Source organism: Flavobacteriales bacterium (assembly GCA_030584065.1).
In the GTDB taxonomy this organism is placed as follows: domain Bacteria; phylum Bacteroidota; class Bacteroidia; order Flavobacteriales_F; family PHOS-HE28; genus PHOS-HE28.
Map to the genome: position 1 here is coordinate 2158774 of CP129489.1, position 16796 is coordinate 2175569.

Below are 16796 nucleotides of genomic sequence, written 5' to 3' on the forward strand. Positions count from 1 at the left end.
GCCGGCCCGAGCCGCTCTCAACGAAGCGCGTTGTATGCGAAGCGCATGATGCAGCCCTTGGCCATGCCCTTCTTGTCGCCCTCTGAGGAAATGAGCAGGTCACCGTTGGTGAGGAAGGCGAGGCCCTCGGGCTTGAAGTAGACCTCGGCAGGCAGCGGATGCACGGCCGTCTCCGTGCCATCGAAGACGACCAGGAGGCGATCGCTCGCGGAGAGCACATAGAGGGCCTGCGTGATCGGGTGGATGCCCGCGGCGGAGGGCTGGAAGTGCAGCCCAGGACCCGCCATCGCGGGGCTGATGCGCGCAAGGGCCTGCGCCACACCCGCGCTGCTGAGGGTCCGCACCACCTGTACGCGGCCATTGCGGCCGATGCGCTGCACCTGCCGGTCCTCTGCGGGACCGGTCACGGGCGCATCCTTGCTCACGATGTGCGCCTCGCCGGTGGCCGCATCGAGGTAGAGCCCCTCCTGGTTGAGCGATGCCAGCGCGGGCATCTGCTCGTGGATCACCGTCCGACCCCGACGATCCAGGTACACCAGATGGCCATCGCTGCGCAGCACAACGATGGTATCGCCGTGCACGGCGATGTCCTCGAAATCGCCCACGTCGGTGAAACGCAGCACATCGGTGATGCGCCCATCGCGCAGGTCGTAGGTGAACACGGCGCCCAGCTCATCCTGCACGCAGAGCACGCTACCATCGTCCGCCATCGCGATGCCCGAGACCTCGCGAAGCAGGTCCGGCAGTTCATGCACGGTATCCGGGTCCAGCAGGTCATACCCGAGGCGGGGAAGGTCCTGTCCGCGCAGGCTGAACAAGCTCCACTTGTCCGAGACGAGCAGCGCTGTTGGCTTGTACTTGCGGCCCGTGGTGGTGAAGTAGAGGTTCTGCTCCACGCCATCCAGCATGATCTCCACCTTCAGGAAGCTGGTATCCACGGCGGCCACCAATCCGATCTCGTCCAAGGCCCATCCCGCATGGTGCTTGGCGATTGCCTTCTCGATCCGCTCCATCACGGCGGCATCGGGCCGCACCTCACGCTCCAGGTAGGTCACCCGCCCGTTGCTGATCCCGGCCTCCACCAATTCGGCTCCGCAGAGGTATTCCACTTCCACCAGGCCGGACCCGGAGCGTTCGATGCTGAGGATATCGGCGGCGGGGCATTGCTCGCGCACCAGGTCGGCAATGCCGCGGTCATCGGTCACCTGGGCCATCGACGGCACCGAGAGGCCGAATGCCAGGAAACAACCCGCGAGCAGCTGATGGAGGGGTGAGGGGATGGGATTCATGCACGCAAAGGCATGATCCGAATCGGGGATCATTCTGGAATGCGAATCCCCATTTCCTTCCCACATCCGCCCGGTAGCTTTGACTCCATGAAGATCCTGGTGGTGGAGGATGAGCCCGGCCTGGCCGATGTGATCGCCCGGTCGCTGGAGCGCGAGCACCATGTGGTGGAGCTCGCTTGCGACCACCGGACCGCCCGGCTGAAGCTCGCCGACCACAGCTACGACCTGATCTTGCTGGACATCATGCTGCCCGGCGGCAGTGGCTTCGACCTGCTGCGCGGCATGAAGGCCGCTGGCGCAGGGGGCAACGTGATCATCATCTCCGCCAAGGACTCCCTCGATGACAAGCTCACCGGACTCGACCTCGGGGCGGACGACTACCTCACCAAGCCCTTCCACATTGCCGAGCTGAACGCCCGCGTGCGCTCCGTGCTGCGCCGGAAGGCCCTCGGTGGAAACAGCACCATCAGCGCCGCCAACCTGCGCATGGACCCCGACGCGCGCAGCGTGCAGGTGGATGACGCCGAGCTCACCTTGAACCGCAAGGAGTTCGACACGCTGCTGCACCTGATGCTGAACAAGGACCGCCTCGTCTCCCGCGGCTCCCTGGCCGAACACGTGTGGGGCGACCATGCCGATGCCGGTGACGACCTCGACTTCATCTACTCGCAGATCAAGAACCTGCGCAGGAAGCTGAAGCAGAGCGGCGCCGCGCTGGAGATCCAGGCGGTGTACGGCATCGGCTACAAACTGGTGGAGGCATGAGGCTGCTGAACCGCTCGCTGCTGCACCTCTCCGTCGTGCTGCTGCTCGTGCTGGCGGCCTGGGCCGTGGCCTTCTTCTTCATCGTGCGCCATGCCGTGGTGGACAGCATAGACGAAGGGCTGGAGGACCAGGAGGAAATCATCCGCCACCGGCTGGAACAGGACAGCACCCTGCTGCGGATCCACGACCTCGGCCTCCACGGCTTCGCCTTCGCGCCGGTGGCGCAGAAAGTGAAGACCAGCTACCGCGACACCGTGCTCTTCGTCCCCAGCGAGGGGAAGCAGGAGCCCGTGCGGCTGCTCACCAAGTCCTTCCCCTACAACGGCGGCTATCAGCAATTGCGCATCTACACCAGCACGGTGGAGGAGGACGACCTGATCGAGGACATCCTTGCGGCGCTCATCGGCCTCTACATCACCCTGCTGCTCACCATCATCATCGTGAACAACGTGGTGCTGCGGCGCGTGTGGCGGCCCTTCCATGCGATCCTCGACCAGCTCAAGGGCTTCCGTCTCGGATCGGGCCGCTCGCTGGCCGATGTGCCCACGGAGGTCAGCGAGTTCAGGGAACTGAAGGCGGCCGCCAGCGCGCTCGTCCGCCACGCCATGGACACCTACGAGAACCAGCGGGCCTTCACCGAGAACGCAGCGCATGAGCTGCAGACGCCCTTGGCCATCGCCATCAACAGGCTGGAGCTCCTGGCCGAACGCCCTGCGAGCGAGGAGGAGCGCATGGCCGCCGTGGGCGAGGTGATCGCCTCCCTGGAGCGCTTGACGCGATTGAACAAGTCCCTGCTGCTGCTCGCCCGCATCGAGAACCGGCAATTTCCCGATGAACAGCCCATCTCCTTCACCGCGCTGCTGCGGGATGTGGCGGAGGAGTTCGCCGATCTAGCGGCGCATCGCCAGGTGGAACTGGGCGTGCAGGCCGATGGCGACCTGGTGCGCTCCATGGACCCCGGCCTCGCGCGCATCCTGCTCAACAACCTCGTGAAGAACGCCATCATGCACAATGTGCCAGGCGGCACGGTGAAGGCCCAGGTCGATGCCACGGGCCTCACCATCCGCAACACGGCTGCATCAGGGCCATTGGATCCCGCGCGCATCTTCGGCCGCTTCCACAAGGAGACCACCGCCGACGGAGGAACAGGCCTGGGGCTCGCCATCGCGAACGCCATCGCGCAACTGTACGGCCTGCGCATCACCTACGCGTTCGATGACGGGCATGTGATGCGCCTGGAAGCCACGGCCTGAAGCATCCTTCCCAATTCCTTCCCGATCGCCTGCTTCCTTTTGGTGCATCAAACACCTTGCACCATGAAGCACACCCGCCGATCGGCCCGCACGCTGGGCCTCGCCATCGCCGGCGCCGCCTTGATCAGCACCGCCGCCAAGGCCCAGGACCTGCAGCCATCGCAGGTGCCCGCGCCCGTGCTGAGCGCCTTCACCATGGCCTTCCCGAACGCCATGGACGTGGATTGGGACCTCAAGGGCACGCAATACAAGGTGGAGTTCGAGACCGGCCTGCTCTTCACCGACCACGAGGCGTGGTACGATGGCAGCGGCAAGCTGCTGCGGCATGAGGAGGAGACCTCCGCGAGCGACCTGCCTGCCGGGGTGGCAAGCACCATCGCCACGGAGTTCCCCGGCTACCGCATGGATGACGTGGACCGCATCACGATTGACGGCACCGTCTCGTACGTCGTTGAACTGAAGCAGAAAGGCCAGCCGAAGTGGAAAGTGGCCTATGACAGCTCCGGCAAGCAGCTGCAGCGAGGCCAGTACTGAGGGATCCTGAGGCGGCATGGATCAGGCCATCCGCTGGCGCGCACGCCATCGCTTCTGGAAGAGCAGGCCCGGCCGTGTGTTGCTGCGCTCCAGCACCGCCCTGGTCGCGGTGGGGCTCCTCCTCGCCTGCACGGCTCACGGCAGCGGGAACCGCATCTCCGTCAACCCGAGCAGCGCGAAGTGCTCCTGCAATTCAGCGGAGCGCTCACCGCCGCGCGCGGCATGGTGCAGCAACGAGAGCCCGTGCGGCCCCTTTGCGCGCAAGAGATGCGGGAACGCTGCAAGCTGCGACTTCACCACGGCGGTTTGCCCCAGCATGGTGAGCACGAAGATGTTGGGCCGGGCACCGCGCGCCAGCAGGAACTCCGCCACCTCGCGGCTGCCCACATGGCCGGCGGCTTCCAAGGCGGTCTCGAAGTCGCCGCCGCCCCAGTCGTAGCACGCGTTCAGCAACCCGGGCTGCTCGTCGAGCATGCGCTTCACGGCATCGAACTCCCCATGGCCCACGCGCACGAACTCCTTCACCAGCTCGTCCGGCAAGCGCGGGGGCTTGTCGTTGCCGGCGAGGTTCTGGGCGTGCAGGGGTAGCGCCCCCACGAGCGGCCAGCCGAGGGCGGTAGTGGCGAGGAAGTGCCTTCGATCCATGTTCGTTCGGTTACTCGTGCCGCAAGGCCTTCACCGGATCCGTCTGCGCCGCCCTTATCGCCCGGAAGCTCACCGTGAAGGATGCGATGAGCAGCACCACCAGTCCCGCACCGAGGAACACCAGCGGCTCGATGTGCGTGCGGAAGGCGAAGTTCTCCAGCCAGCGGCCCACGCCGAACCACGCGAGCGGCACCGCCACCAGCGCACCCACGAGCACCAGCAGGAGGAAATCGCGGGTGACCTCCCAGGTGATGCGCAGCGTGTCGGCGCCCATCACCTTGCGGATGCCGATCTCGCGCGTGCGCTTCTCGGCCGTCCAGCTGGCGAGCGCGAAGAGGCCAAGGCAGGCGATGAAGACCGCGAGCAGGGAGAAGATGCCGACGAGCTGCGCCAGGCGGCCCTGCGCCTCGTACTGCATGTTGAGCTGATCGTCGAGGAACTGGTACTCGAAGGGGAAGTTGGTGGTGCGCGCGTTCCATTCCTTGCGCGCGGCCTCGATCACGGGCCTGGGGTCGCCGCCCTCGGTGCGGATGTAGATGTACCGGAGCCACTGCGTAATGTCATTGGTCATGTCGAACACGAATGGGGCGACGGCCTTGAAGAGCGGATCGAAGGCGAAGTCCTTCGCCACGCCGATCACGCGCTCCTCGCCATGCGGCGTGTCCATGCGCTCGCCGATGGCCTTGGCGGGATCATCGGGGTACAGCTGCCGGGCGAAGGTCTCGTTGATCACCACGCTCAGGGAATCATCGCCGGGGAAGTCGCGGCTGAACCAGCGACCGGCGAGCAGCTCGATGTCCATGGCCCGCTGGAACTCGGGGTTCACGTAGAGCGCGGGCAGGTAGGTCCACTTGCCCTGCTCCATGGTGCCCCAGTTGAACTCGTGGGTGTTGTGCTTCTTGCCGAGGATGTCGTTGGCCCAGCTCACGGCCTTCACCCCGCTGATCTTCTTCAGCTCGGGGTAGACCGCCAGGTAGACATCCGCCATGGGCGCGCGCACGGGGATGAGCACCACCTGCTCCTTGGTGAATCCGAGGTCCACGGTGCGCAGGTGGTCGTGCTGGCGCTTCACGAAGACGGTGCCGATGATGAGCACCAGCGCGATGGCGAACTGCACCACCACCAGGGCTTTCCGCAGCGCCTGCCCGCGCGAGGTGCCGCCGCTGTTCCCCTTCAGCACCACCGCCGGCTGGAAGCTGCTGAGGAAGAAGGCCGGGTAGATGCCGCTGAGCAGGCCGAGCACCACCGCGAGGCCGAGCACGCCGGGCACCAGCATCGTCGGCAGCGGGATCATCTCACCCGCCAGCTCATTGAAGGCCGGCATCAGCAGCTTGATCAGCAGCAGGGCGATCAGCGCAGCGAGCATGCTCATGAGCACGCTCTCCAGCAGGAACTGGGCGATGAGCTGGCCGCGCGCCGCCCCCGCCGCTTTGCGCACGCCCACCTCGCGGGCCCGGTACGCGCTGCGCGCCGTGGCCAGGTTCATGAAGTTCACGGCGGCCAGCACCAGGATGAAGAAGCCGATGGCCCAGAGGATGTTCACGCTGCCCTTGTCGCCGTTCTGCCGCATCTCGAAGTCGAGCTTGCTGGTGAGGTGGATGTCCGCCAGCGGCTGCAGCTCGTGGCCGATCTGATCCTTGAGGAAGTCGGGGTAGTATTTCTGGATGAAGGCCGGAAAGACGCGCTCCGCCTCCGCTTCGGTCACGCCCTCCTTCAGCCGCACGTAGGTCCAGCACGGGTTCCACACCCAATTGTTGCGCTCGATCTTCTTCCAGTACTGCAGGATGGTGTAGATGCTCACCAGCCCCTCGAAGCGGATGTGCGAGTTGCGCGGAAGCTCGCCCAGCACGCCCGTCACCTGCACATCCATGGCGTTGTCCCACTTCATCATCCGGCCCATGGGGTCGGCATCGCCGAAGTACTTCTTCGCCAGCTCCTGGCTGAGCACGATGCTGCCGGGCTTGGTGAGCGCCGTCCTCGGATCGCCCTGCACGAGCGGATAACCGAAGAGCTCGAACACGGTGCTGTCCACCAGGTACAGCCCGCTCTCGGTGAACATGCGGTCGGTGCTGAGGCTGTCGCCCACCTTCAGCGTGTGCTGCGGGTCCTGGAAATCGAACCAGCGGCAGTAGCGTTCCACCAGCTCCGGATGGTCGGCGTAGAGCGTGGGCCCCAGCCCGAAGACCATGCTGCTGCTGTGCTCCCCCTGCCCCTCCATCTCGATCTTGCCCACCACGCGGTACACGCGGTCATGATCGGGCACGAAACGGTCGAAGCTGCGCTGGTACCGCACGTAGAGCCCGATGAGCACGAAGCATGCGATGCCCGTGGCCAGGCCCAGCAGGTTGATGAGCGCGTAGCGCTTCTGCTTCCAGAGGTTGCGGAAGCCGGTGAGGAGGAGGTTCTGCAGCATGGGTGCGCCGAGGGGTGGACGCAAGGTGCTCCGACCTGCCCGCCGATGGGCGGATTCCGTGCGCTGGCGTTGCGTAGGTGACGGATGGTTGGCCCAACCATTCAACCTACCGTCCCCAGCGCATACGCTGCTCTGCTGGCGCATGCCGCTCCTCGCGCGGCCGTGGTGCAGCGGCACACCCACGCTCACCTTGGTTGAAACAACCTGCTCATGCAACGCACCCTACGCTTCATGCCCCGCATCGCCCTCGCGCTCGTGTGCGCCATCGTCTTCCGCGGCCTGCCGCGCGCGCAAGGGCTCTCCACCGCCGAGCTGCTCGCCCCCGTGGGGAGCAGTTTCCATCATTACCAGATCGCAGACCTCTTCCCGTGGGACACCCTGCAAGGCCCGGGCGTGCTGTGGGATTATGCGTGGACCGATGTCGACAGCACCGACGACGTGACCTTCCTGGTGATCGAGCCCGATGAGGCGCCCGCCCTCCCGGACCATCCGACGGCCAATCGCGTCATCCGCTCCATCCAAGGCGACAATGACGACTACATCATCGACCGCTTCTACGAGGTGCAGGTGGACCGCGTGAGCGAGGTGGGCAGCGCGGGGCCCGTGCTGACCTACGCATTCGACGACCCGGAGCTCGCCTATGGGCTGCCGATGCAGCTCGGCGATACCCTGTGGGACGACTACTGCTTCTGGTCAGACGGGCTGGGCGTCCAATACCACTTCTGCGGGTCGGGCTACGTGACGCACGACGCGACCGGGACGCTCATCCTCCCCTACGGCACCTTCACCGATGTGAAGCACGTGACCCAATGGCACACCAGCAGCGAGACCACGGGGCCCGGTGAGGACACCACCCGGTTCCACCGCCAGCAGTGGTTCGCGCCGGGCATCGCATTCCCCATCCTCGAGGTCAGGCTCACCACCTACGCCAATGGGTCCTACTTCGTGGGCGGGAGCCTCCTGGACGGCGATGCCTTCACCGCGATCCACGACACGGAGGCCCACGCATGGTCGGCCTTCCCGAACCCCACAGCGGGTGTCCTCACGCTGCAGCGCGCCAGCGGCGGCACCGCTTGGATCGATGTGCTCGCCCCCGATGGCCGGGTGATGCTCGCCGATTCGTTCCGCGCGGGTGACACGCAGCGCAGCCTCGCGCTCCACGCCCTGCCGGCCGGTATCTACGTGGTGCGCGTCAGCGACGAAGCGGGGAGCACCGCCCGGCGGATCATCAAAGGGGATTAGGCGCCCCCTGCTTCCCGCAGCGCCCCGCACCCGCGCGAGGCCCACCGGCAGCGCCACACGCTGGCGCTCCGCCCCGCGCGCATGCGCGGCACCTTGGCCTCCGGGCCCTGGGCAGGCGTGGCATCGATGGCGCGGCCGCGCCGACCGGCCGTTTGCGGAACCTTAACAAATGAACCGCCCGGCCGAACAAGCCTTTGGTTTCATTTGTAACCATTACGAACGCAACGGCCATGCCCACCTCGTCCATCGGCTACTGGTGCTCCATCGCGGCGCACCAATACTTCGCACGGCTCCAGCAGAAGCTGGAGGGCCTGGACATCACGCACTGGTTCTACGTGCTGCTCACCATCGAGGAGGGGCACGGCGCGCTGAGCCAGCAGGAGCTGGCCGACAAGCTGGACCTGGACAAGGTGGCCATGACCCGCGCGCTGGACCACTTGGGCGGCAAGGGCTACGTGGAGCGCTGCGCCTGCGCAGGCGACCGCCGCAAGCACCTGGTGAAGCTCACGCCCAAGGCGCGGCCCGCCGTGCGGGCCATCCGCAAGGCCTACGCCGAACTGAACGAGGAGGCCCTGCGCGGCGTGCGCAAGAGCGAGCGCGCCGCCTTCATGGAGCACCTGATGACGATCGTGAACAACCTGCGTCCGGCGGATGGCCCCGCGACCGTGACGACCAAACGCGTACACCCATGATGCGCAAGGCCTGGATTCTCGCCGCCGCCCCCCTGCTGCTGGCGGCCTGCGGAGGCAGCGATGAGCAGACCAAGGGCGGCGGTGCCATGCCCCCCATGGCCGTGGGCGTGCACGTGCTTCAGGGCGAGCCCCTGGACGATGCCCTGGTGGCCACCGGCACCCTGCTGGCCAACGAGGAGGTGCAGCTGGTGAGCGAGCTGGCCGGCCGCATCACCCACATCGGCTTCGAGGAGGGCGGCCCGGTGAGCGCCGGGCAGGTGCTGCTGCGCATCAACGACGATGAGCTGCAGGCCCAGTTGCGCAAGGCCGAGGCCCAGCTGCGCCTGGCGCAGGAGGACGAGGCCCGCAAGCAGCAGCTGCTCGCCGTGAGCGGCATCAGCCTGGAACAGTTCGATGCCGCCCGCACCGCGGTGGCCGGCCTGCAGGCCGATGCCGACGACCTGCGCGCGCGCATCGCCAAGAGCGTGATCCGCGCGCCCTTCGGCGGCCGGGTGGGGCTGCGCAGCGTGAGCGAGGGCGGCTTCGTGGCGGCCGGAACGCCCATCGCGCGGCTGCACCAGACCGATCCCATGAAGGTGGAGTTCGCCGTGCCCGAGCGCTACGGCCGCAGCCTGGCGGCGGGCTCCGCCATCACCTTCACCCTGGAGGGCGATACGGCCACCTACACCGGCGCCGTGTACGCGGTAGACCCCAGCGTGGACGCCGCCACCCGCACGGTGAAGGTGCGTGCCCGCACGGGCAACGCCCACGGCCGCCTGATTCCCGGCGCCTTCGCCAAGGTGCAGGTGCGGCTGCAGCGCATCCCCGACGCGCTGGTGATCCCCGCCGAGGCGCTGATCCCCGACATCCAGGGCCAGAAGGTGCTGCTGATGAAGGGCGGCACCGCCGTGAGCGCCCGCGTGCAGCTGGGCCTGCGCACCGCCGAGCGCGTGCAGCTCACCAGCGGCGTGCAGCCGGGCGACTCGGTGATCGTCACCGGCCTGCTGGCCCTGCGCGACGGGGCGGCGGTGCGGCCCTTGGGCGGACAGGCGGAGAAGAAGGCGAATGCGGAGAAGTGAATGGTGAACAGGTGAATGGTGAATGGTGAATGGCGAATGGGTGAATGGTGGATGGTGAATGGTGAATGGTGAATGGTGAATGGTGAATGGCGAATGGGTGGATGGTGAATAGCGAAAAGGTGAGTGGCGAACAGTCAATGGTGAACAAGGGAGATCGAATGGCGAACGATGAGCATCCAACAGGGGTCGGCGAACGGCGCGTAGTCCAAGGAGCCACCAGTCACCAACTCCCAGTCGCCATTCACCCCGGGACTTTGCACGCATGACCATCAGCTCCATCAGCATCAACCGGCCCGTGCTCGCCACGGTGATCTCGATCCTGATCGTGCTGTTCGGCGGCATCGGCTTCACCTTCCTCGGTGTGCGCGAGTACCCCAGCGTGGACCCGCCCATCATCACCGTCACCACCAACTACGTGGGCGCCAACGCCGACGTGGTGGAGAGCCAGATCACCGAGGTGCTGGAGGAGAGCATCAACGGCATCGCGGGCATCCGCACCCTCACCAGCGTGAGCAGCGACGGGCGCAGCACCATCACCGTGGAGTTCGAGCTGGACGTGGACCTGGAGGCCGCCGCCAACGACGTGCGCGACCGGGTGAGCCGCAGCGTGCGCAACCTGCCCGCCGATGTGGAGCCGCCCATCGTGGCCAAGAGCGATGCGGACAGCAACCCCATCCTGTCGATGACCATCCAGAGCGATGAGCGCAGCATGCTGGAGCTCTCGCTGATCGCCAACGACGTCTTCAAGGAGCGGCTGCAGACCATCCCCGGCGTGAGCGCCATCAACATCTGGGGCGAGAAGAAGTACAGCATGAAGCTGCTGCTCGACCCCGTGAAGATGGCCGGCCTGGGCATCACCCCGGCCGATGTGCGCGCCGCGCTCGACCGCGAGAACGTGGAGCTGCCCGCCGGCCGCATCGAGGGCTTCCGCACCGAGCTCAGCATCCGCACCCTGGGCCGCCTCACCACCGCCGAGCAGTTCAACGACCTGATCCTGCGCGATGCCGGCGGGCGCGTCATCAAGCTCAAGGACGTGGGCCTGGCCGAGCTGCGGCCCGAGAACGAGCGCAGCCTGCTGCGCGGCAACGGCGGCGTGCCCCAGGTGGCCGTGGCCGTCACCCCCCAGCCCGGCAGCAACTACGTGGCCATCGCCGACGAATTCCACAAGCGCGTGGCGCAGATCAAGAAGGACCTCCCCGCCGACCTGCGCTACAACATCGCCCTCGACACTACCGTGGGCATCCGCGCCGCCATCCTGGAGGTGGAGGAGACCATCCTCATCGCCTTCGGCCTGGTGGTGCTCGTCATCTTCCTCTTCCTGCGCGACTGGCGCACCACGCTCATCCCCGTGGTGGCCATCCCCATCTCCCTCATCGGCGCCTTCTTCATCATGTACGTGGCGGGCTTCAGCATCAACATCCTCACGCTGCTCGCCATCGTGCTGGCCACCGGCATCGTGGTGGACGATGCCATCGTGGTGCTGGAGAACATCTACGCCAAGATCGAGGGCGGCATGGACCCGATGCGCGCCGGCCACGAGGGCAGCAAGGAGATCACCTTCGCCATCATCAGCACCACCATCACGCTGGCGGCGGTCTTCCTGCCCATCATCTTCCTCAGCGGGCTCACCGGCCGCCTCTTCCGCGAGTTCGGCATCGTGGTGGCCGGCTCGGTGCTCATCAGCGCGGTGGTCTCCCTCACCCTCACCCCCATGATGAGCGCGCGCATGCTGCGCCACAAGACGAAGCACAGCCGCTTCTTCGAGGTCACCGAGCGCTTCTTCAACCGGCTGGCCGCCGCCTACCAGCGCTCGCTCGCCGCCTTCCTGCGCCGCCGCCGCTGGGCCTTCGCCATCATGCTCGCCAGCGGCGCGCTCATCTGGGGCGCTGGCGCCCAGCTGCAAAGCGAGCTGGCCCCCATGGAGGACAAGAGCCGCTTCATGATCCAGAGCACCGCCCCCGAGGGCACCAGCTTCGAGCTCATGAACGACTACCTCGCGCGGATCATCGAGGTGGCGGACACCCTGCCCGAGCGCCAGGCCCTCATCAGCGTCACCGCCCCCGGCTTCGGCACCGCCAGCAGCACCAACAACGGCTTCGTGCGCGTGGCTTTGGTGCCGCCCGGCGAGCGCAGCCGCACGCAGGACGAGCTGGCCAAGGCCGTGATGGCGAAGATCCAGGGCTTCAACCTGGCCCGCAGCTTCGTGATCCAGGAGCCCACCATCGGCGGCTCGCGCTTCACCCGCCTGCCGGTGGAGTACGTGATCCAGGCGCCCGACTTCGAGCGGCTCCGCGCCGTGATCCCCGCCTTCATGGAGAAGGCCGCGCAGGACAAGACCTTCCGCGTGGTGGACCTCAACCTCAAGTTCAACAAGCCCGAGCTGAACGTGGAGATCGACCGCGACCGCGCGCGCGCCATGGGCGTCACCATGCAGGACATCGCCGAGACCCTGCAGCTCTACTTCAGCGGCCAGCGCTACGGCTACTTCATCATGAACGGCAAGCAGTACCAGGTGATCGGCCAGGCCACGCGCGACAACCGCGACGCACCCATCGACCTCAGCAGCGCCTATGTGCGCAACGACAAGGGCGAGCTCATCCAGCTGGACAACCTGGTGCGCCTCAGCGACCGCAGCACCCCGCCGCAGCTCTTCCGCTACAACCGCTATGTGAGCGCCACCGTGAGCGCCGACCCCGCCGAGGGCTACACCATCGGCGACGGCATCGCCGCCATGGACCGCATCAAGAAGGAGGTGCTCGACGACAGCTTCAGCACCGCCCTGGGCGGCGTGAGCAAGGAGTTCGCCGAGAGCGGCAGCAGCCTCCTCTTCGCCTTCCTCCTGGCCCTGGTGCTCATCTTCCTCATCCTCGCCGCGCAGTTCGAGAGCTTCGTGGATCCGCTGGTGGTGATGCTCACCGTGCCCCTGGCCCTGGCCGGCGCCGTGGTGAGCCTCTGGATCGGCGGCCACACGCTCAACATCTTCTCGCAGATCGGCATCATCGTGCTCGTGGGCCTGGTCACCAAGAACGGCATCCTCATCGTGGAGTTCGCCAACCAGCGCAAGGAACAGGGCCTGCAAAAGATGGACGCCGTGGTGGACGCCGCAGGCCAGCGCTTCCGCCCCATCCTCATGACCAGCCTGGCCACCATCCTCGGCGCGCTGCCCATCGCCCTGGGCCTGGGCGCCGCCGCCAGGAGCCGCTTGCCCATGGGCGTGGCCATCATCGGCGGGCTGCTGTTCGCGCTGGTGCTCACCCTCTACGTGGTGCCGGCGCTCTACAGCTACATGAGCCGCGAGCGCAGCGCCGAACCGCCGCAGGCCCCCGCAGCGGACCACGAACACGCACCGCACGCATGAGGGTCCCCGCCACCATCGCCGTCCTCCTCCTCGCCGCCGCCGCCGCGGCGCAGGTGCTCACCGCCGAGGAGGCCGTGCGCATCGCCGTGGAGCAGAACCACGGCATCCGCATGGCGCGCCTCGATGCCCGCAGCGCCGAGATCATGAACACCGCCGGCAACGCCGGCATGCTGCCCACCCTCGACGCCGTGGGCCAGTACAGCATCGACAACAGCGCCACCAAGCAGACCTTCTTCAGCGGCGAGGTGCGCGAGCGCGACAACGCCGACCAGCGCGTGCTCGATGCCGCCGTGCAGCTCAACTGGACCGTCTTCGACGGGCTGTCCATGTGGGCCGCCAAGGACAGGCTGGAGGCCCTGGAGCTGATCGGGCAGACGCAGCTGCGGCAGCGCATCGAGGCCACCGTCTACGAGGCGCTGGCCGCCTACTACCAGCTGGTGCAGCTGCGCCGCGCCATCGCCGTGCAGCAGCAGGGCGTGCACATCAGCCGCGAGCGCCTCGCCATCGCGCAATCCGCCGAGCGCATCGGCAGCGGCAGCGGCCTGCAAGTGGTGCAGGCGCGGCTCGACCTCAGCGCCGACAGCGCCGCCGTGCTCGACCTGCAGGTGCAGGAGGCCGTGGGCGCCGCCCGCCTCAACGCCCTGCTGGGCCGCGACCCCGCCACCCCCGTGCAGGTGGCCGCCGAGGTGCCCGCCGCCGAGCCCCTGCAGCTGGCCGAGGTGCAGCAGGCCGCACGGCAGGCCAACAGCGAGCTGCAGCAGGCCCGGCAGCAGCGCATCGCCGCCGACCTCAGCGTGAAGGAGCTCACCGGCGCGCTGCTCCCGCGCATCGACCTCTTCGCCAACTACGGCTACACGCGCAGCACCAGCGCCGTGGGCATCCTGCAGAGCAACCAGGCCCTCGGCCCCGACTACGGCGCGCGCGTCAGCATCCCGCTCTACCGCGGATCGCAGGCCAGCCGCGCGCTGGAGGTGGCCAAGCTGAGCCGCGAGCAGGCCGCCCTGGCCGCCCAGCAGACCGAGCTCTTCCTGGAGGAGAGCCTGCTCAACGCCTGGGCCGCCTACGCCACCGCCAACCAGCGCGTGGCCCTGGAGGAGCAGAACCTCGATGGCGCCCGCACCCAGGCCGAGGTGGCCCTGGAGAGCTACCGCCTGGGCGCCATCACCGCCGTGGAGCTGCGCGAGGTGCAGCTGGGCCTCGTGGGCGCCGAGCAGCGCCTGCTGGTGGCCCGCTACCAGGCCAAGCTCGCCGAGCTGCAGCTGAAGTGGCTGGCGGGCCGGCTGGTGTGAGGCGCGCGCCCCGCCTAACTTCCGCCCCATGCTGCGCCTCCCCGCCCTGCTCGCCCTGTGCTGCGCCGCCGCCGCCGCAGCTGCCCAGCCGCTCACCGGCGCGCAGCCCGATGCCGGCTTCGGCTTCGCCTTCACCATCCCCGAGGGCTGGGTGGGCGCCGCCAGCGCCGAAGGCTACGTGATCGGCCACCAGACCGTGCCCGGCATGGTGCTGGTGGCGCCCAAGCACCACGGCGACCTGGCCGCCCTGCAGCGCACCTTCGCCGAAAGCACCGACGACGGCACCAGCAGCCTGCGCGCCGTGGCCCCGCCCCAGACCCTGGCCGACGGCAGCGTGCGCGTGGAGCAGCGCGGCACCGTGGAGGGCGCGCCCGTGAAGGTGGTGGCCATCGCCAAGCTCAACCCGCACGGCGGCAACACCGCCAACCTCATGGCCCTGGCCGCCGCCGATGGCTTCAGCCCGCAGCTGGAGCAGGCCCTCCTGGCCGTGCACCGCAGCGTGCGCTACACCGCCGCGCCGCGCACCGCCGGCGCCGACGGCCCGCCTGACGCCCAGTGGAAGCAGCGCCTGGCCGGCGCGCGCCTCACCTACATGGACAGCTACAACAGCCCCGCGGCCACCGAGGGCGGCATCGGCGGCGGCTACAGCATCCACCGCCGCATCGACCTCTGCCCCGAGGGGCATTTCAAGACCGACGGCTCCGCATCCCACAGCTTCAGCGGCGCCGACGTATCGGCCGTGAGCAGCGGCAGCAGCGCCGGCGAGGGCCGCTGGAGCGCCGTGCGCGGCAGCGACGGCAATGCGCTGCTGCGCCTGCGCTTCAACGACGGGCGCGTGGCCGAATACCGGCTGGGCTGGCAGGAGGGCAAGACCTACCTCAACGGCGAGCGCTGGTACCGCACCACCCTGGCCAGCGACGGGCCGGAGTACGCACCGGCCTGCCCCTGAGCCGCCCGCAGGCGGCGCTTACTTGCCCTTGCGGTCCTTGGGGCCCGGCACCACCTCGATCACCTGGGCTTCCGGGTAGCGGGTCTTCCACGACTCGAAGCTCTTCATGCTCTTCAGCAGCACCACCGTGCGGTGGTTCAGCCGCACGCGGATGCAATCGGCATCGGCCGTGGCGGGCCGCAGCACCACCGGCTCCTTGCGGCCGTGGCTGCCCTTGGCGGGGGCTTTGCGCGTCGTGCTCATGCGTTGGGGGTATCGGTGGCCCAGCGGCGCGGCAGGCGCCGGAGCGGGGTTAGGGCCATGGGTGACAGTTGCAGCATCGGCTTGCCCAAGGGGGGCATCTTCTGGGGTCCCTCCCGAGGGAACCGTTGCACCGCGCCAGCATGGCGCCGTGCCGCCCGGGAACGACCGGCGCGGCCCCTGCCGCCGCCGGATCCCCGGCGGGCGAGGCCGGGCACGTCAGCAAGATACGGCCTGCGCGCCTCCCGGCCAACACCCGCGCCCAAATAAGCGCGGCGCCCAGGCGGAGGGGCGCCGCTGCAAACGGGAAAGCCCCGGCCGAGGTGCCGGGGCTTCCGCATCAACAGGTCAGCTGCTGCGTTCAGGCGGCGCGGCCCATCGCCGGGTCGGCCTGCAGGCCCTCGCCCGCGCTGCCCAGGGCGCTCACCGTGAACCAGTAGGCCTTGTAGCTCTCCAGCCCCTTGGCCTGGTAGCTGGCGCGGGTGGTGTACGCGAGGAACTGCCAGTTGGCCTCCACCGTGGGGTCGCTCTCCGTCCACCACACCTTGTAGCCGTAGGCGCCGCGCTCATGCCGCCAGCGGATGTCCAGCGTGCCCTTGCTCTTGGTGGTCAGCGCGCGCAGACGCTGCACCATGCCCGGCACACCGATCGGCTCGGGCTGCCGGCGCAGCTCAAAACCGCTCGTCGCCAGCTTGGCCGCATCGCCCTTCGCCTCCATCCGCACATAATCCGCAACGGTCCGCAGCATCTCCTGCGCATCCCCGATCAGCACATCCCGTTGCACCTTGCTCGCCTTGCTGCCGTCGGTGGCCTCCTCGATGGCCGCCTCCAGCGCATCCCCCTTGCTCGTCATCTCCGCCAACGTCACCGGGGGGGTGGGGAAGAAGGCGTTGCCGGTCAGCTTGGCCACCACGTTGCGGAGCAGCGCGAGCAGGCGTACGGCGTTCAACAAGGACAGCGACAGCTTGATGTTCGCTTTCATCGTCTTCCGCCCCGTGGATCCGGTGGGGCGAGGCCGTTTCTGTTAGTGATCCGGGGCCTGTTACGCAGCCCCCTGCAGCACCCCCCT

14 protein-coding genes are annotated in these 16796 nt (G+C 68.0%); 9 read left to right on the top strand and 5 right to left on the bottom strand.

Going from position 1 to position 16796, the window contains the following annotated elements:
* Positions 1–17: 17 nt before the first annotated feature.
* The gene (locus QY325_09200) at positions 18–1289 is read right to left on the bottom strand and encodes a hypothetical protein (protein ID WKZ64937.1); all 1272 of its coding nucleotides are present in this window, start codon (positions 1287–1289) and stop codon (positions 18–20) included.
* Between the two features lie 87 nt (positions 1290–1376).
* On the opposite strand from QY325_09200, the gene QY325_09205 reads away from it, so the two are divergent.
* From QY325_09205 to QY325_09215, 3 genes are all read left to right on the top strand, one after another.
* Positions 1377–2054: a response regulator transcription factor gene (locus QY325_09205; protein ID WKZ64938.1), complete on the top strand. Its 678-nt coding sequence runs from the start codon at positions 1377–1379 to the stop codon at positions 2052–2054.
* Positions 2051–3307: a HAMP domain-containing sensor histidine kinase gene (locus QY325_09210; GenBank protein WKZ64939.1), complete on the top strand. Its 1257-nt coding sequence runs from the start codon at positions 2051–2053 to the stop codon at positions 3305–3307. The genes QY325_09205 and QY325_09210 overlap by 4 nt, the downstream gene beginning before the upstream one ends.
* A gap of 63 nt (positions 3308–3370) precedes the next feature.
* Positions 3371–3841 carry a PepSY-like domain-containing protein gene (locus tag QY325_09215; GenBank protein ID WKZ64940.1) on the top strand — a complete coding sequence of 157 codons (471 nt, stop codon included), beginning with the start codon at positions 3371–3373 and terminating at the stop codon, positions 3839–3841.
* A 135-nt stretch (positions 3842–3976) separates the two neighbouring features.
* Here the strand turns inward: QY325_09215 and QY325_09220 are convergent, their stop codons facing one another.
* Together QY325_09220 and QY325_09225 are read right to left on the bottom strand one after the other, a co-directional pair.
* Positions 3977–4486, bottom strand: coding sequence for a hypothetical protein (locus tag QY325_09220; GenBank protein WKZ64941.1), 510 nt, complete (start codon positions 4484–4486; stop codon positions 3977–3979).
* A 10-nt stretch (positions 4487–4496) separates the two neighbouring features.
* Entirely contained in the window at positions 4497–6899 is a 2403-nt protein-coding gene (locus QY325_09225) for an ABC transporter permease (GenBank protein ID WKZ64942.1), read from the bottom strand.
* A gap of 210 nt (positions 6900–7109) precedes the next feature.
* Between QY325_09225 and QY325_09230 the strand changes: the two genes are divergently transcribed.
* From QY325_09230 to QY325_09255, 6 genes are all read left to right on the top strand, one after another.
* Complete coding sequence (locus tag QY325_09230) at positions 7110–8141, top strand: T9SS type A sorting domain-containing protein (GenBank protein ID WKZ64943.1); 1032 nt, start codon at positions 7110–7112, stop codon at positions 8139–8141.
* Between the two features lie 230 nt (positions 8142–8371).
* Positions 8372–8833 carry a MarR family transcriptional regulator gene (locus QY325_09235; protein ID WKZ64944.1) on the top strand — a complete coding sequence of 154 codons (462 nt, stop codon included), beginning with the start codon at positions 8372–8374 and terminating at the stop codon, positions 8831–8833.
* Positions 8830–9891 carry an efflux RND transporter periplasmic adaptor subunit gene (locus QY325_09240; protein WKZ64945.1) on the top strand — a complete coding sequence of 354 codons (1062 nt, stop codon included), beginning with the start codon at positions 8830–8832 and terminating at the stop codon, positions 9889–9891. Before QY325_09235 ends, QY325_09240 begins: the two co-directional genes overlap by 4 nt.
* A 262-nt stretch (positions 9892–10153) precedes the next feature.
* Entirely contained in the window at positions 10154–13249 is a 3096-nt protein-coding gene (locus tag QY325_09245; protein WKZ64946.1) for an efflux RND transporter permease subunit, read from the top strand.
* Complete coding sequence (locus tag QY325_09250) at positions 13246–14538, top strand: TolC family protein (GenBank protein ID WKZ64947.1); 1293 nt, start codon at positions 13246–13248, stop codon at positions 14536–14538. The genes QY325_09245 and QY325_09250 overlap by 4 nt, the downstream gene beginning before the upstream one ends.
* 28 nt (positions 14539–14566) lie before the next feature.
* The gene (locus QY325_09255; GenBank protein ID WKZ64948.1) at positions 14567–15487 is read left to right on the top strand and encodes a hypothetical protein; all 921 of its coding nucleotides are present in this window, start codon (positions 14567–14569) and stop codon (positions 15485–15487) included.
* A gap of 18 nt (positions 15488–15505) precedes the next feature.
* Here QY325_09255 and QY325_09260 read toward each other — a convergent pair whose 3' ends face one another.
* Together QY325_09260 and QY325_09265 are read right to left on the bottom strand one after the other, a co-directional pair.
* On the bottom strand, positions 15506–15730 hold the full coding sequence (locus QY325_09260; GenBank protein ID WKZ64949.1) for a hypothetical protein: 225 nt from the start codon (positions 15728–15730) through the stop codon (positions 15506–15508).
* A gap of 358 nt (positions 15731–16088) precedes the next feature.
* Positions 16089–16709 (bottom strand): fibronectin type III domain-containing protein, encoded by a 621-nt coding sequence (locus QY325_09265; GenBank protein ID WKZ64950.1) that lies wholly within the window; start codon positions 16707–16709, stop codon positions 16089–16091.
* Positions 16710–16796: the final 87 nt, after the last annotated feature.

Bases quoted from the DNA above. Each gene is read 5' to 3' on its own strand.
- QY325_09255 (WKZ64948.1), top strand. From the start codon at position 14,567: ATGCTGCGCCTCCCCGCCCTGCTCGCCCTGTGCTGCGCCGCCGCCGCC.
- QY325_09250 (WKZ64947.1), top strand. From the start codon at position 13,246: ATGAGGGTCCCCGCCACCATCGCCGTCCTCCTCCTCGCCGCCGCCGCC.
- QY325_09240 (WKZ64945.1), top strand. From the start codon at position 8,830: ATGATGCGCAAGGCCTGGATTCTCGCCGCCGCCCCCCTGCTGCTGGCG.
- QY325_09245 (WKZ64946.1), top strand. From the start codon at position 10,154: ATGACCATCAGCTCCATCAGCATCAACCGGCCCGTGCTCGCCACGGTG.
- QY325_09220 (WKZ64941.1), bottom strand. From the start codon at position 4,486: ATGGATCGAAGGCACTTCCTCGCCACTACCGCCCTCGGCTGGCCGCTC.
- QY325_09225 (WKZ64942.1), bottom strand. From the start codon at position 6,899: ATGCTGCAGAACCTCCTCCTCACCGGCTTCCGCAACCTCTGGAAGCAG.
- QY325_09200 (WKZ64937.1), bottom strand. From the start codon at position 1,289: ATGAATCCCATCCCCTCACCCCTCCATCAGCTGCTCGCGGGTTGTTTC.
- QY325_09215 (WKZ64940.1), top strand. From the start codon at position 3,371: ATGAAGCACACCCGCCGATCGGCCCGCACGCTGGGCCTCGCCATCGCC.
- QY325_09210 (WKZ64939.1), top strand. From the start codon at position 2,051: ATGAGGCTGCTGAACCGCTCGCTGCTGCACCTCTCCGTCGTGCTGCTG.
- QY325_09265 (WKZ64950.1), bottom strand. From the start codon at position 16,709: ATGAAAGCGAACATCAAGCTGTCGCTGTCCTTGTTGAACGCCGTACGC.
- QY325_09205 (WKZ64938.1), top strand. From the start codon at position 1,377: ATGAAGATCCTGGTGGTGGAGGATGAGCCCGGCCTGGCCGATGTGATC.
- QY325_09260 (WKZ64949.1), bottom strand. From the start codon at position 15,730: ATGAGCACGACGCGCAAAGCCCCCGCCAAGGGCAGCCACGGCCGCAAG.
- QY325_09235 (WKZ64944.1), top strand. From the start codon at position 8,372: ATGCCCACCTCGTCCATCGGCTACTGGTGCTCCATCGCGGCGCACCAA.
- QY325_09230 (WKZ64943.1), top strand. From the start codon at position 7,110: ATGCAACGCACCCTACGCTTCATGCCCCGCATCGCCCTCGCGCTCGTG.